This is a genomic window from Arthrobacter sp. zg-Y844 (genome assembly GCF_024385465.1).
Classification (GTDB): domain Bacteria; phylum Actinomycetota; class Actinomycetes; order Actinomycetales; family Micrococcaceae; genus Arthrobacter_B.
The window spans coordinates 846,505-860,572 of record NZ_JANFLS010000001.1 but is presented as its reverse complement, the minus strand read 5'-3'; the positions used below and the strand labels follow the sequence as shown (position 1 = coordinate 860,572).

13 protein-coding genes and 1 tRNA gene are annotated in these 14,068 nt (G+C 67.0%); 5 read left to right on the top strand and 9 right to left on the bottom strand.

The genetic code is table 11. The features are described 5' to 3' along the window. Nucleotides 1–410 precede the first annotated feature (410 nt). The gene (locus NNX35_RS04050; RefSeq protein WP_255867045.1) at nt 411–1,604 is read right to left on the bottom strand and encodes a hypothetical protein; all 1,194 of its coding nucleotides are present in this window, start codon (nt 1,602–1,604) and stop codon (nt 411–413) included. 296 nt (nt 1,605–1,900) lie between these two features. On the opposite strand from NNX35_RS04050, the gene NNX35_RS04045 reads away from it, so the two are divergent. Next, a complete protein-coding gene (locus tag NNX35_RS04045) occupies nt 1,901–2,401 on the top strand; it encodes a DUF456 domain-containing protein (RefSeq protein WP_255867044.1) in 501 nt (166 codons plus the stop codon). Nucleotides 2,402–2,463: 62 nt separating this feature from the next. Here the strand turns inward: NNX35_RS04045 and NNX35_RS04040 are convergent, their stop codons facing one another. After that, nucleotides 2,464–3,945 carry a S10 family peptidase gene (locus NNX35_RS04040; RefSeq protein WP_255867043.1) on the bottom strand — a complete coding sequence of 494 codons (1,482 nt, stop codon included), beginning with the start codon at nt 3,943–3,945 and terminating at the stop codon, nt 2,464–2,466. Between the two features lie 175 nt (nt 3,946–4,120). Between NNX35_RS04040 and NNX35_RS04035 the strand changes: the two genes are divergently transcribed. Further along, nucleotides 4,121–5,002, top strand: a complete 882-nt coding sequence (locus tag NNX35_RS04035; RefSeq protein ID WP_255765237.1) for a manganese catalase family protein — start codon at nt 4,121–4,123, stop codon at nt 5,000–5,002. Between the two features lie 65 nt (nt 5,003–5,067). Here the strand turns inward: NNX35_RS04035 and NNX35_RS04030 are convergent, their stop codons facing one another. Then, nucleotides 5,068–6,504 (bottom strand): DHA2 family efflux MFS transporter permease subunit, encoded by a 1,437-nt coding sequence (locus NNX35_RS04030; protein ID WP_370646977.1) that lies wholly within the window; start codon nt 6,502–6,504, stop codon nt 5,068–5,070. Nucleotides 6,505–6,815: 311 nt separating this feature from the next. On the opposite strand from NNX35_RS04030, the gene NNX35_RS04025 reads away from it, so the two are divergent. Beyond that, the gene (locus tag NNX35_RS04025; protein ID WP_255867042.1) at nt 6,816–8,177 is read left to right on the top strand and encodes an MFS transporter; all 1,362 of its coding nucleotides are present in this window, start codon (nt 6,816–6,818) and stop codon (nt 8,175–8,177) included. Nucleotides 8,178–8,181: 4 nt separating this feature from the next. On the opposite strand, the gene NNX35_RS04020 is transcribed toward NNX35_RS04025, so the two are convergent. The 5 genes from NNX35_RS04020 to NNX35_RS04000 form a co-directional block, all read right to left on the bottom strand. Beyond that, a complete protein-coding gene (locus tag NNX35_RS04020; RefSeq protein ID WP_255867310.1) occupies nt 8,182–8,571 on the bottom strand; it encodes an META domain-containing protein in 390 nt (129 codons plus the stop codon). Beyond that, nucleotides 8,571–9,566 (bottom strand): magnesium and cobalt transport protein CorA, encoded by a 996-nt coding sequence (locus NNX35_RS04015; RefSeq protein WP_255862805.1) that lies wholly within the window; start codon nt 9,564–9,566, stop codon nt 8,571–8,573. Before NNX35_RS04015 ends, NNX35_RS04020 begins: the two co-directional genes overlap by 1 nt. 34 nt (nt 9,567–9,600) lie before the next feature. Then, nucleotides 9,601–11,526 carry a heavy metal translocating P-type ATPase gene (locus NNX35_RS04010; protein WP_255867041.1) on the bottom strand — a complete coding sequence of 642 codons (1,926 nt, stop codon included), beginning with the start codon at nt 11,524–11,526 and terminating at the stop codon, nt 9,601–9,603. A 74-nt stretch (nt 11,527–11,600) separates the two neighbouring features. Further along, the gene (locus NNX35_RS04005; protein ID WP_255765233.1) at nt 11,601–12,317 is read right to left on the bottom strand and encodes an IclR family transcriptional regulator; all 717 of its coding nucleotides are present in this window, start codon (nt 12,315–12,317) and stop codon (nt 11,601–11,603) included. A gap of 77 nt (nt 12,318–12,394) precedes the next feature. Further along, nucleotides 12,395–12,619, bottom strand: coding sequence for a hypothetical protein (locus NNX35_RS04000; protein ID WP_255765232.1), 225 nt, complete (start codon nt 12,617–12,619; stop codon nt 12,395–12,397). A gap of 147 nt (nt 12,620–12,766) precedes the next feature. Between NNX35_RS04000 and NNX35_RS03995 the strand changes: the two genes are divergently transcribed. Then, entirely contained in the window at nt 12,767–13,276 is a 510-nt protein-coding gene (locus tag NNX35_RS03995) for a DinB family protein (RefSeq protein WP_255765231.1), read from the top strand. Here NNX35_RS03995 and NNX35_RS03990 read toward each other — a convergent pair. Next, nucleotides 13,273–13,680 carry a four-helix bundle copper-binding protein gene (locus tag NNX35_RS03990; RefSeq protein WP_255765230.1) on the bottom strand — a complete coding sequence of 136 codons (408 nt, stop codon included), beginning with the start codon at nt 13,678–13,680 and terminating at the stop codon, nt 13,273–13,275. The genes NNX35_RS03995 and NNX35_RS03990 overlap by 4 nt on opposite strands. 222 nt (nt 13,681–13,902) lie before the next feature. On the opposite strand from NNX35_RS03990, the gene NNX35_RS03985 reads away from it, so the two are divergent. Next, nucleotides 13,903–13,975, top strand: a tRNA-Ala gene (locus NNX35_RS03985). Nucleotides 13,976–14,068 lie beyond the last annotated feature (93 nt).

Below are 14,068 nucleotides of genomic sequence, written 5' to 3'. Positions count from 1 at the left end.
GATGCGGGGCCTCAGCGTGTTTAAGTTGTCGGGCATTGATTCCTGCTCGCCTGGCACTGTGGCCCGCACGGCATCCCACTACGTGGCGCCGGTGTTGCTGGCGGGGTCTCAGGCGCCACTTCCGCACCGAAGCGTGGGACGTCCTGCTCGTCGCGGACACAGCATCCCACGACGTGGTGCAGGTGTTGCAGGTGAGGTCACAGGAGCCACTTCCGTACCGGATGGTGGGACGTCTTGATCCTGACGGACACGGCATCCCACGATGTGGTGCAGCTGTTGCTGGTGAGGTCCCAGCCGTCGCTTCCGCACCGGAGCGTGGGACGTCCTGCTGGGTGAGGGGACCAACAAAAAACGGCCGCTGCAATCCCCGGAAACCGGCGGTTGCAGCGGCCGTTAGGACCGACAACGTCTTAGCGGACGACGGACTCTTCCGTGCGGAAGTCTGCACGGTCAATACGGCGGTGGTAACGCATACCGGCCAGGCCGCCCAGGATGGCGCCGAGCAGGGTGGCCAGCAGGCTGGCAGCGACGGCAATCCAGGTGCCGGCCTCCATGCCTTCCAGGTTCTCGGGCAGCGGCGCAACCGAGTTGAGCTGGCTGATGCTGCGGATGTCGTTGCCGAAGATCAGGCCCAGGACGATGACGACGGCGGCCGCCACCAGTGCCCAGAGCCATACGGCCAGGCCCTGCTTGGCGCCGTTGAAGCGGGCCATGCGCCCGGCGACGTATCCACCGGCAAAGTAGGAGAGCAGCAGGACCAGGAGCATGATGATCGCGCCGATGATCCCGGCGGACTGGTTGGCTGCTGCAGATTCCAGCGCCTGGCCGAGGTTGGTTTCAGCCGAGAGGCCCACTGCAGCGCCAATCGCCGCAGCCAGCGCCGAAAGCAGAACCACCATTCCGGTAGCGGTCAGCCAGCCGAAGAACGCCGCACCGAACTTGAAGCCGCCGAAGCGTTCCTTCTCCCGGGCCAGCAGTGCCTCACGGTTGGGCAGGGCGGCCTCGCGGGTGTGCACGGCGTTACGGTCATCAATTCGGCCGTCCCGGTCCTGGTCGCGTACGACGCCGCGGTCATCGTTCCGGTCGTCGCGGGCGTCGCGTCGATCATCTGTCGTGTCGCCGGAGTTCATGGCGTGCCGGTTCTCGGCGTCGCGGTCAGAATCGCGCTCAGTATCTGCGTCACGGTGGTCACGCACGGCAGATACCGATGTTGCGCCGCGGTGCTCGCCGGTGCCGTCGGTATCGGGGGAGCGGGTGGCGGTGACCGGTGCAACCCGGGTGTGCGTATCTTCGGAGCCGGAATCGGCGCCCGAACGGGAATCGGAGACCGGCATCGCGCGGCCGGCGGCGTCGTCGTTTGCGGTGCCCGCTACCGGCTCGGCGGCATGGCTGCCTGCGCGGCGTCCGGTGGCATGCGACGGAGAAGAGGAGGCGGTGTCGGTGTCCATGGCCCGGGTGGCGGTGTCCTCCCGGTGACCGTCCACGGGAATAGCCTGGCTGTCGTCGACGGGCGCCGGCCGATCGGACCGGTCCCGGAACGGGCCGCCGTCAGAGGCTCCGCGTCCGGTGTTGGAAGCGTTTGTGTTCCCTGGTTCGGTGCTCATTTACTGCTCTCCTGTTTTCCGTCCGGTGAATCGGGCTGAAGATGCCACCTTATAAGCATCCTTAGTAGTTTCTCCACCCGGCGGTCCGAGCCACGCCGGGGATTTCGGGCCCGGCGGACCGGGTAAAGGCTCCAGTTTGGGAAAACCCGACCGGTTTGGGAGATCCCTGCCACTGCGCAGCGGAGGGATTTCCCCAACCGGCAGCGGAATCCCCAACCGGCAGCAGAATCGCAAAGGCCGAACCGCCCCGGCGGGCAAATACGAGGGGAGTGGACAGCTGGTGGAACACTGGGGGAATGGATCCGGACCTTCTTGTAACCATTGCCGCAGCCCTGGTGATCGCCGTGGGCCTGATCGGCATTGTGGTGCCCGTGCTGCCGGGCAGCATCCTGATCCTCATTGCCCTGCTGGGCTGGGCCCTCGGAGTGCAGAGCGCACCGGCCTGGTGGTCCTTCGGGATCGGTGCCGTGCTCCTGATCGCCGGAATGCTGTCCAGTGCCTTCCTCACCGGACGGCGGCTCAAGGAACGGGAAATCCCCAAGCGCTCCATCGTGGCGGGCGTGGCTGTGGGCATCGTTGGAATGTTCACCATTCCTGCCGTGGGCCTGTTCATCGGGTTCGCCGTCGGCCTGCTGCTCAGCGAGTGGCTGCGCAAGCGGGACCTGCCCGCCGCCTGGTCATCCAGTGTGGCCACCCTGAAGGCCATGGGCATCGGGATCCTTGCCGAACTGGCGCTGGCGCTGACCGCAGGCGGACTCTGGGGCGGGGCTGTCTGGCTGCACTTCGCCACCCGGTAAGCCGCCCACCCGGTAAGCAGGGATGACGGGGCCGACGGAACACACCGCCAGACCCCTGACCTCTAGGCCCCGGTCACAAACCCCGCGAGGTTCCGCAACTGGTCGGCACGGCAGCCGGGGTTCACGTACATCATGTGCCCGGCCTCGTAGTAGTGGTGCGTGAATCGGGACCGTGCTTCATCGCTCAGCCGCATGTGCGCCCACACGTACTCCGCAGCGAAATGCGGCGTGGCGCCGTCGTAGTAGCCGTAGTCCACGTGCACGCGCAGGGCCGGGTTGTGCACCAGCAGCCGTTCCAGGGTGCCGGTGACATCCACGGGCACACCCTCGAAGGTCTTGTAGCTCCACGGCTGGACCCGGCCGCTGAGGATTTCGTAGGGGAGATCGTTCTCGTAGCCGAGCTCGGCGCGGACGTAATGGTTGATGGCCGCTGAATAGGGCCCGTTGATGGCCACCAGGCTGGGATCGTCCCAGTTGATCCAGTCCTGCTGGTGCGCCGGCGCGGCGGTAAACCGGCCGTCAATGCGCCCCACGGCCAGGTTTTCCTCCCGCAGCAGCTCCGCGGAGAACATCGCGTAGTCCCAGCGCAGGTTGGTACGCCGGATGAAGCCCTCGCTCAAGGTGGTGATGGCGGCGAGGCAGGCGACGACGTCGTCGTACTCCTCCGCGCTCAGCCGGGACCCCTGGGTCAGCGCATATCCGTACTCGCGCGCGGCGTAGGCTTCGGCTTCGCGGACGACGTCGGCCAGCTCGCGGCCCGGAAGCCGGCCGTGGAAGTGCGCGATGGCGGCGTAGGTCGGCAGATGCAGCGCATAGGGAGTGTCCCGCCCGGGTGCGAAATCCAGGGTGGCCAGGTTCAGGACAGTCGAAATCAGGCCCAGACCGTTGACCGCCAGTCCGTAGGCGTCGAACAGCTTCCCGGCCACGGCCACCGCGCGCAGGGTGCCGTAGGACTCACCCACCAGGTACTTCGGGCTCAGCCAGCGGTTATTGCGCGTGGTCCAGAGCCGGATCACCTCGGCCACCAGATCCCGGTCCTCCTCGAACCCGTGGAACTCCGCGGCGTCGTTGCCGTTCACCACCCGGGAGAAGCCCGTGTTCACCGGATCGATCAGCACCAGGTCCGCGTGTTCCAGCAGGGTCTGCGGGTTGTCCACCAGGTCGAACGGGGGAGGAGTCAGGGAACCGGCGTCGCCCGAGTCCACCATCCGCGGGCCCAGCAGTCCCATATGGAGCCAGACGGAGGAGGAACCCGGCCCTCCGTTGAAGGCAAACACCACAGGGCGCCGGTTGGGGCCGGTCTCCGGCGCGTCCGCCGTGTAGGCGACCAGGAAGATCTCCGCCTTGGGCCGGAAGCCGTCCGACTTTCCGTCGCTGACTTCTTCCTTGCGGAAGACCATCCGTCCGGTGGTGGTGGTGTACCCCAGGCCCGAGGGCAGGGTGTGCCGGCGGACCGCGAAGTCGTCGGTGACGTCCGACGCCGGGCTCGCTTCCGGATCGGCGGGGGCGGAGGCAGCGGTGTCGGGGCGTTCCTGGGAGACCATGGCAAGGACACTACCCGTGTCTCGGCCGATTACCCGGGAGGTGGGTCCGGCAAGTGCACTGCCTACTCTTCCGCGGATTCCGGTGCGGGTCTACGTTGGAAACACCGTGACCGGCCACGGCACCCCGCAGAGGGAACGCCGATTCCGGCGCCGGTCCACAAGGTGCGGAGGCATTATGTTTTTCCATAAACAGGAACTCCAGTTCAAGTCCACCCCGGAGAAGCCGGATGCGGTGTTTGCCCGGAAGCTTCAAGAGGCACTGGGCGGCCAGTACGGCGAAATCACGGTAGCCATGCAGTACGGATTCCAGTCCTGGAATGCGCACATTCCGGGTAAATACCGGGACCTGCTGTACGGCATTGCCGCAGAGGAAATGGGCCATGTGGAAATGCTGGCCATCATGATTGCGCAGCTGCTGGAAAAGGCTCCGCTGGGGGTTACCGACGACGCCGTCCAGAACGATCCCACGGTTGCAGCGGTGATGGGCGGCATGGACGTGCAGCACGCCATCGTGGCCGGTGCCGGCGCCCGCCCGGTGGACAGCAACGGCAATCCCTGGACCGGCGGCTACATCACGGCCAGCGGCAATATGCTGGCGGACTTTACGTCCAATGCCAACATCGAAATGCAGGGCCGCATTGCCGTTGCCCGGCTCTACCACATGACCGATGACCACGGGGTGCGGGACCTGCTGGCGTTCCTGCTGGCCCGGGACACCATGCACCAGAACCAGTGGACCACCGCGGCCCTGGAACTTCAGGCGGAGAACATGGAACAGCTACCGGTACCCAGCAACTTCCCGCTCAACAAGGAACACCGCGAGGTGTCCTACCAGTACCTGAACTTCTCCGACGGCGAGCACGCCAAGGAAGGGTCCTGGGCCAAGGGGCCGACGCCGGACGGCAAGGGCGAATTCAGCTACCACGACGGTCCCACCACCCGGGCCCCGATGCCGCCGCCCACCCGCCCGGACGCCCGGTACTACGGGACCACGGACATCCCCAACCCGGTCGAGAAGGCAGCCGGAGCCGTGCAGGACAAGCTGAACAAGGAATAACAACTGCCGGATACAAACCGGGCGGAGCCGCAGAGGCTCCGCCCGGTTTTGCGCTGTCCGGGGGTTTAGCCCTTCGAGGAGGTCCGTGCCGCTTCCCGGGCCCCGCCCGAGGTGAGTTCAGGAGCAGGCTTGGCGTAGAACAGCGAGGCCAGCAGGGCAAGGAGGATGACGGCCGCGGGCAGGTACAGGGACTGCCCCATGGCCTCGGAGTAGCCGGCTTTGAGGGCTTCCGGGAACACACCGCCGGCCGGAGCGGTGCCGCCGTCGGCCGCACTTCCGCCCAGGTGCGCCGTCAGCCGCGACTGCATGACCGCGGCGATGGCGCTGCTGCCGATTACCGCGCCGAACTGCCGGGTGGTGTTGTAAACGCCGGAACCGGCACCGGCGACGTCGGCCGCGAGGTTGCGCGTGGCGGTCAGCGACACCGAGGGCCAGATGCATGCGTTCGCCAGCCCCATGAGGGCCATCGGCAGGAGAAGGTGCCAGTAGGGGACGTCCGGGCTGAGGATGGAACCGAGCCAGATGAGGGATGCCGCCATGGCAGCGAACCCGAACACCGCAATGAACCGGGGGTTCCCGCGCTGGACGATTTTGCCCGCAGCCGGGGCGAGGACTCCGGCCAGGACTGCCATCGGGGCCAGCAGCAGAGCCGCCTGCGTTGGGCTCAGCCCGCGCACGTTCTGCGCAAAGAGGATCACCGGCAGCGAGAACGCGGTGACGGCGAAGCCCATGCCGGTGATGGAGATGTTGGCCAGGGAGAAGTTGCGGTCCCGGAAGAGCTTCAGCGGCAGGAGCGGCTCGGCGCGGTTCAGCCGCTGCCAGAGGACAAAGAGCCCCAGCAGCACCACCCCGGCAATGATCAGGGACCAGACGGACAACGGTCCGGCAATGGTTCCCCAGTTGTAGCTTTCGCCTTCCTGGATGCCGAAGACCAGGCAGAACATCCCCGCCGCGCTGAGCAGCACGCCCAGGTAATCGAAGCGGTGCACGGCGGTGGGGAGCTGCGGCACCAGCCGGTAGGCCAGGATGAAGCCCAGCACGCCCACCGGCACGTTGATGAAGAAGATCCATTCCCAGCCCAGTCCGTCGACCAGCACACCGCCCAGGATCGGACCCACGAGGGTGGCGACGCCGGCGGTTGCGCCCCAGAGGCCCAGTGCGGTGCCGCGCTTGTCCGGCGGGAAGATCCGGGTAATCACGGACATGGTCTGCGGGGTCATCAGCGCAGCGCCGAAGCCCTGGGCCACACGGGCGAGGATCAGCGCGTCCACGCTGTGCGCAAAGCCGCACCAGAGGCTGGAGAGTGTGAAGACCACCAGCCCGATCAGATAGACCCGGCGCGGGCCGAACCGGTCACCGAGCCTGCCGGTAATCAGCAGCGGCACGGCGTAGGCCAGCAGGTAGGCGCTGATCACCCAGATCACCTGGTCGAGTCCTGCGCCCAGGTCCGCCATGATGGCGGGGGTGGCGATGTTTACGATCGTGGAGTCCACCAGGATCATGAAGAACCCGATGACCAGGGACCAGAGCGCCGGCCACGGTTTAAGGTCCGGCTGGGAGGTGTTCAAGATGCGTTGCTGCCGTTCGGTCGAGAAAGCGGTGAGGGCGGAAAAGAGTCGAAGTCTATTGTGGACCTTTCTTCCCTGTGCGGCATACCCCGGGCGGTTCCCCGGGGGAATTCCGTGATGTCCTGAAACTCGCCGGTCCGGGTAAGGTGCCCGACGCCGGGGCGGGCGTACGATGCCAGCATCCGGCTGCGGGGACCGGGTCCGTTTTCCACATCACTGTCCGTCTCAAAACAATGGAGTTTTAGATGAGTGTCAATGCCGCGTCCGCCGTGCCTTCCTCCGGCCGGATGAGCCGGGAGGAACGCAAGGTCCTCGCCGGAACCCTGGTCGGCACCACCATCGAGTGGTACGACTTCTTCATTTACGCCCAGGCTGCCGGCCTGGTGCTGGCCACCCTGTATTTCGGTCCCATCAACGACGGCCCGCTGGGCCAGGTGGTCTCCTTTGCGACCATCGGCATCAGTTTCCTGTTCCGTCCCCTGGGCGCCGTCGTCGCCGGACATCTGGGAGACCGGATCGGCCGGAAGAAAATGCTGGTGTTCACGCTGGTCATGATGGGTATCTCCACCGCCCTGATCGGTGTGGTGCCCACCTACGCGCAGATCGGCGTCGCCGGTCCGATCCTGCTGATTGTGCTGCGCATTCTGCAGGGCTTCTCCGCCGGCGGGGAGTGGGGCGGGGCCGCCCTGCTGTCGGTGGAGCACGCCCCGGCGGGCAAGCGCGGGTTGTTCGGCGCCTACCCGCAGATCGGCGTGCCGGTGGGCATGATCCTGGCGACGTTCGTAATGTACGTGCTGAGCACGAGCCTGAGCGAGGAGGACTTCCTGGCCTGGGGCTGGCGGATCCCGTTCCTGGTCTCGGTGGTACTGATCATCGTCGGCTACTTCATCCGCCGCTCGGTGGCCGAGAGCCCCATTTTCAAGGAGATCCAGGAGCGAAAGAAGGAATCGTCCGCTCCGCTGGGCCAGCTGTTCCGGCACAACAGCCGCGAGGTGATCCTCAGTGCGTTGATTTTCATTGCCAACAATGCGGCCGGGTACCTGGTCATCGCCTTCTTCGCCTCTTACGCCACCGGTAAGCCGGCCGCGGGCGGCCTGGGAATGGACCGGCCCTCGGTACTGCTGGCCACCACGCTGGGATCCTTCGGCTGGCTGATCTTCACGCTCTACGGCGGGATCCTTTCCGACCGGATCGGCCGCGTCCGCACCTTCCAGATCGGCTACGCCTGGGTGTTCCTGTGGTCGGTCCCGATGTTCCTGCTCATCGACACCACCAACATTGTGCTGTTCGCGGTGGCGATTTTCGTCCTGACCATCGGCCTGGGCCTGTCCTACGGTCCGCAGTCAGCGATGTATGCCGAGATGTTCCCGGCCCGGGTGCGGTACTCGGGTGTCTCCATCGGGTACGCCCTCGGGGCCATCCTGGGCGGGGCGTTCGCGCCGACCATTGCCCAGGCGCTGTTGAACGAGACCGGCTGGTCGCCGTCCATCGGCCTCTACATCATGGTGCTGTGCGTGGTGTCCTTTGTGGCCGTGACCATGGTGAAGGAAACCAAGGGCAACGACCTGCACGTGGAGGGCTCGCCGAAGCAGCAGTCCCGGCACTAGCGCCCTACCGTTCCAGGACGCCGATTTCGTTGCCGGCCTGGTCATAGATCCGCAGGGTGCCGCCGTCGACGTCGGCCGCGGCACCCGCGGCGAGCCATGTGTCCATTCCGGGCGGGCAGGCCATCAGGGTAGTGGCCATGTCCCGGAGGGTGACGCGGTTGCCGGAGACGGTCCAGTGCCCCATCAAACGGTTGCAGCCGTCCGTGCCGCTGACCCGCCCGTCGGGGCTGAAGTCCAGGGACGGTGCGTCCGGATTATCGACGTCGCCCCACGGCCCGGTCACATCGGCGGCCGAACTCCCGCCGCTTCCGCCGGGATCCGGGGAAGCACCGGCGTTGTTCCCGCAGGCGCTCAGCAGCAGCGCGCCCGCCAGCACGGGGAGCAGCAGCCGCATCAGAGCCACTTGTTCCGTTTGAAGGTCACGTACAGGATGGCGCCCATCCCGAACATCGCCACGATGGCCAGCGGATAGCCGAACTGCCAGCCGAGTTCGGGCATGTGTTCAAAGTTCATGCCGTAAATGGTGCCCACCAGGGTGGGGGCAAAGAGGATGGCAGCCCACGAGGAAATCCGCTTCACCTGTTCGTTCTGTTCAATGCTCGTCTCCGCGAGGCGGTTGGAGGCAAGTGTCGAGGACAGGGTGAGTGCGTTGTCCAGGATGGCGCGGTATGCGTTGACCCGGTCAATCAGGCGCAGCACATGGTCCAGCACGTCCCCGAGGTTGTCATGCAGGTCCGCCGGGATGCCGTACTGCTCCGCGTTCTGGCGCAGTTCGCCCACCACGTTTTCCAGCGGACTGATGGCCCGGTGGAACTGGATGACTTCGCGGGAGAGCTCGTAGATGCGGCGGGACACCTCGGCGTCGCCGCCGAACAACTGGTCCTCAATCTCGTCAATGTCGTTCTCCAGCCCGGCCGCGACGGGAGCATATTCATCCACCACCTGGTCCAGCACCGCGTAGAGCACGGCCTGCGGGCCAAGTGCCAGCAGGTCCGGCTCCTGTTCCAGCCGCTTGCGGACACGGGTCAGGTCCGGCGATTCGGCGTGCCGGACGGTCACGACGAAGTTGGGGCCCACAAACAGGTGCAGCTCACCGAACTCGACGCGTTCGACGTCGTCCAGGTAGCGGGCGGGCCGGAGCACCAGGAACAGTTGGTCACCGTACTGCTCGAGCTTCGAGCGCTGGTGGCCGGCCAGCGCGTCTTCGACAATAAGCAGGTTCAGGCCGAACTCCTCGGCGACGGCCAGCAGCTCCACCTCGTCCGGGCGGTACAGGCCGATCCACGCCATGCCGCCGGAGCTGCGGGTCAGTTCGAACGTTTCATCAAGGCTGTCCGGGTTATGGTGGCGCTTGCCGTTCACATACACCGCATTGTCGACCAACGTCATGGACATTCCCCTAGCGTCTAAACCAAAAAACCCGTCAACGGCCGGGCACCGGGCGGCGGCCACTGCCCATTATCCCTGCCCGCCGGTCCCCGCGCCGCTCGGCGCCGCGAGCGGGACGGCGTCCAGCCCCGTGCAGTGCGCGCAGGGCATTGAGGATGGCGGCCAAATCCACCAGTTCCTGGGTCAGGGCACCGGCGACCGCCGGAATGTACCCGAAGGCTGCCACCAGCATCAGGGCCACGCTCAGCGCGATGCCGAGCCGGATGCTCTGCAGCGCCACCCGGAGCGTGTGCTGGCCGATGTCGACGGCGACGGCCACGCGGGAGAGGTCGTCAGCGGCAATCACCGCGTCGGCGGACTCGCCCGCCGCGGTGGAACCCCTGGCACCCATGGCAATGCCGACGTCGGCCGCCGCCAGCACCGGTGCGTCATTGACGCCGTCGCCCACCATCAGGACCGGCCGGTCGGGCAGGGCGGCAACCGCCCGGACCTTATCCGCCGGCAGCAAACCGGAGGAGACCTGCGTAATGCCCAGCTCGTGGGCGACGCTGTGCGCGGTTCCGGCGGCGTCACCGGTGAGCATAACCATGGACCGGACTCCCAGCCGCCGCAGGTCCGTGAGCGTGGCCGCGGCATTGGGGCGCACGGTATCGCTAAGCACCAGGGTGCCGGCGAAGCTGCCCTCCACCCCGACATAGACGGCGAGTTCGCCGGGCCGCAGCGGCTGTTCCGACGGGTCCGCGCCCGTGCCGGCAATGAACCGCTGCTTGCCCACCCGGATCCTGCGGCCGCCGATCAGCGCTTCCACCCCGTTGGTCGCCGCCTCCGAGGCGTAGTGGGCCGGCAGCAAAGCCAGCCCCCGCGCGGTGGCCGCGGACTGGACAGCGGCGGCCAGCACATGGGAGGAATACTGCTCCGCGGACGCAGCCAGGGCCAGCAGCTCATCCTCCGTGAACGGCGGCTGCGGATGCACTGCCACCAGTTCCGGCCGGCCGACGGTCAGCGTGCCGGTCTTGTCGAAGGCGGCCGTGCGGATCCGGGCCAGCTGTTCCAGGGTGGCGCCGCCCTTGACGATGATGCCGTGCCGGGCAGCCCGGCTCATGCCGCCCATAAAGGCCACCGGGGCAGCGATCAGCAAGGGGCAGGGGGTGGCCAGGACCAGAACCTCCGCAAAGCGGCCGGGATCGCCGCTGGCCAGCCAGGCAGCGCCGGCAATCAGCAGGGAAAGCCCGGTGAACGGAAGGGCGTACCGGTCCGCCAGCCGCACCAAGGGTGCCCGCGACGCCGCGGCCTCCTGCACCAGGGCCACAATCCGCTGGTACTGGCTGTCCGCCGTCGTCGCCGTGGCACGGATACGGACGGCAGCGGTGCCGTTGACCGACCCGCTGAGCACCGTCTCCCCGGCGCTGCGCAGGGCGGGCAGGGATTCGCCCGTGAGTGAGGATTCATCGAACTCCGCGGCCGGATCCATCAGGATGCCGTCCACAGGCACCAGCTCGGCGGGCCGGACCAGCAGGATGTCGCCGGGCCGGACCTCGGTGGCGGCAAGGTCGACGACGGCGTCCGCTTCCAGCCGGTGGGCCTGCTGGGGTGCGCGTTCCAACAGGGCATCAAGCTCGCTGCGGGCCCGGCCGGCGGCATAATCCTCCAGCGCCTCGCCGCCGGAAAGCATCAGCACGATGATCAGCGCGGCGAGGTATTCGCCAACGGCGATGGTGCTGAGGATGGCAATGACGGCCAGGATGTCCAAACCCCAGTTGCCGGCACGGATGTTCCGGACCATCCCCGCGGCGGTCTGCAGTGCCACGGCGCCCGCGTACAGGCTTGCCGTCCAGGCCGCGGCGGTACCGGCGTCAACGGCGAGCAGGGCAAGGACCGCCAAGCCGACCAGCAGCGTGGCGAACACCAGCGGATAGCGGCGCACCGCGTCCGGGATCCTGGGTATTCTGCTGCTCCTCATGCCTTCAGTTTTAGGCCGGTTGCGGAGCAGTTTCCAGCAAGATAATGCTTACCTAAATTTTCCCGGCGAGGCTCTCAGCGGAGGGCAGCTTCAATCCGCCGGGCGGTTTCGGCCAGCCGCAGTCCCATGGCGTCTTCGTCCTTACCGGAGCCGAAGTACACCACCGACACCGCGGCGGGCAGTTGGCCTGCGGCAGTAACCGGAGCGGCAACGGCGGAAACCCCTTCGATGACCTCGTTGTGGCTGACGGCGTAGCCGCGCTCACGGGCCACACGGCTTTCGCTGCGGTACTTCTGCCCCGGGGCCAGCCGGTCCCACTGCTCTTCCGTCATGGCGGACTGGATCGCGATCCCGGGAGCGCCGGCGGTGAAGGAGTGCCGGGTACCCGGGCGTTGGATGAGGGCGGTGCGGCTGTGGGTGGGTTCCACGGTCATCAGGGTGACGCAGTTCTGCCGGTCCCAGACGGCAACAAAGGCCGTCATGGACAGCTCGTTGGCCAGCACGCCGAGCTCGGGCAGCGCCGCCGACTGCAGGTCCCGCGACACGCCCCGCGCCAGCGCCGCGAGGCCGGGTGCGGCCGAAACCCGGCCGGCGTCGTCGCGCATCACCAGGGAGTGGGATTCCAGAGTCCGCAGGATCCGGTAGGCGATGGAGCGGTGTACCCCAAGTCGTTCGGAGAGTTCGGCAATGCTCAGGGCGCCCTCCGCGTCCGCGAGGAGTTCCAGGGCGCGGATGCCGCGGGAGAGGGTCTGCGACTGGGAGCCGGCTCCGGTTGGCTCAGGGGGTGTCATGGGCCAATCCTAAGCGCACGGCCCTGCGTTGCCGTGCCGTGACGGGAGGCGCCGGATGCCCCGTTACGGGCCGGCCGTTACACGCCGCGGCGGCGGCTGAGCAGCCCGGACATCAGCAGCAGCAGCCCGCCCGTGAGCGGCCAGAGGATGTACATGCTCAGCAGCGCACCGAAGGAAGCGACCACGAGGCTGGCCAGCATGGTGCTGCAGACCAGGATCATTCCCAGAACAATCCGGGCCTGGCCGCGGTGCGGCGAGGGAATGGGCGGAAGCCATGCGGGACGCTCATCAGTCCAGCTCATGCGAGCCATTTTAGGACTGCGCGGCGCGGAAGGAACCGGTCCGCGGCCTGTTTTCTGCGGCGGCCCTCAAACGGCCTCTTCCCGGACGCCGGACCGGCGTGAAACGATGGCAAAATCCTGCCGCCAACCCTGAGGGAGCCTGCCGCGATGGACGAAAGCGATCTCCTTATCGATGCCTTCGGACGGCTCCCCGGCGCAGTCCGGCGGGCAGTGAACAACCTCGACGCCGGTGCACTGAATCACCGCCCCTATCCGGACGGAAACTCCATTGCCTGGCTGATTTGGCACCTGAGCCGGGTGGAGGACCACCAGATTGCCGAGGTGTCGGGGCAGGAGCAGGCCTGGACCGCCGACGGCTGGGCCAAAAGGTTGGGGCTGCCGCTGGCGGTGGAGGACACCGGCTACGGGCATACCTCCGAGCAGGTGGCGCTGGTCCAGGTGCACTCCGCGGAGCTGCTGCTGGGCTATTACGACGACGTGCATTCCCGCACCGAGGCCTTCGTCTCGGGACTGTCGGGTGAGGACCTGGGCCGGATCGTGGACCGGGCCTGGGATCCGCCGGTCACGCTGGGCGTCCGGCTGGTGAGCACCTTCGCGGACTGCCTTGAGCACGTGGGGCAGGCGGCCTATGTCCGGGGAATGGTGCTGGCGCACTAACCGCGTGAGGTCAGCAGTTTTTCGCAGGCGTTGATGCAGCGGCGGCAGGCTTCAGCGCAGATCCGGCAATGCGGGTGCATGGCGGCGTGCTGCTGGCATTCCTCGGCACACGCGGCGCAGGCTGCAATGCAGGCATGCAGCAGGCTGGCGGTCGCCGGCCCCGTGGCACCTGTTCGGGACAGCACTGCGGACGTGGTCGCGCAGATCTCGGCACAGTCCAGGTCGATGCGGATGCAGCTGACCAGCTCGCCCACCATTTCCTCGCTCAGGCAGGCGTCCGCGCAGGCATTGCAGACCTGAGCACATTCACCGCAGGCCAGCAGGCACTCGACCAGGAGGCGGGGATCCGATGTGCGGGGGCCGGCGGCGGGATGGTTTTCGAGCATTTCGGTGATCAGGGCCATGGCATTCTCCTTGGTTCCGGTGTGCTTTGCGCAGGACCGCTCTCCGCGGGCGAACCGTGCCGGTTCCTCGACGGTAGCGAGGGTCCCGAGGCATTCCTAGGGTGCCGGGGGTTTGGTGCGGGCCCGAGCACGTGTTTAGAATCGGTGTAGCCTAGCGGGGTCGGTTGTTCGGCCGTTTCGATCCGTAGTTCGGACCGGGTACGACGCCGCGCGGTGCAGTTTGGGGCTTTAGCTCAGTTGGTAGAGCGTTTCGTTCGCAATGAAAAGGTCAGGGGTTCGATTCCCCTAAGCTCCACTTATTTAGCCGCTAGATCCCGGGGAACTCCCCCCCCGGTGGGACAAAAAGTCAAAATTGTGGGACAAGAACTGCTAGCGTCCAGTCATGGCA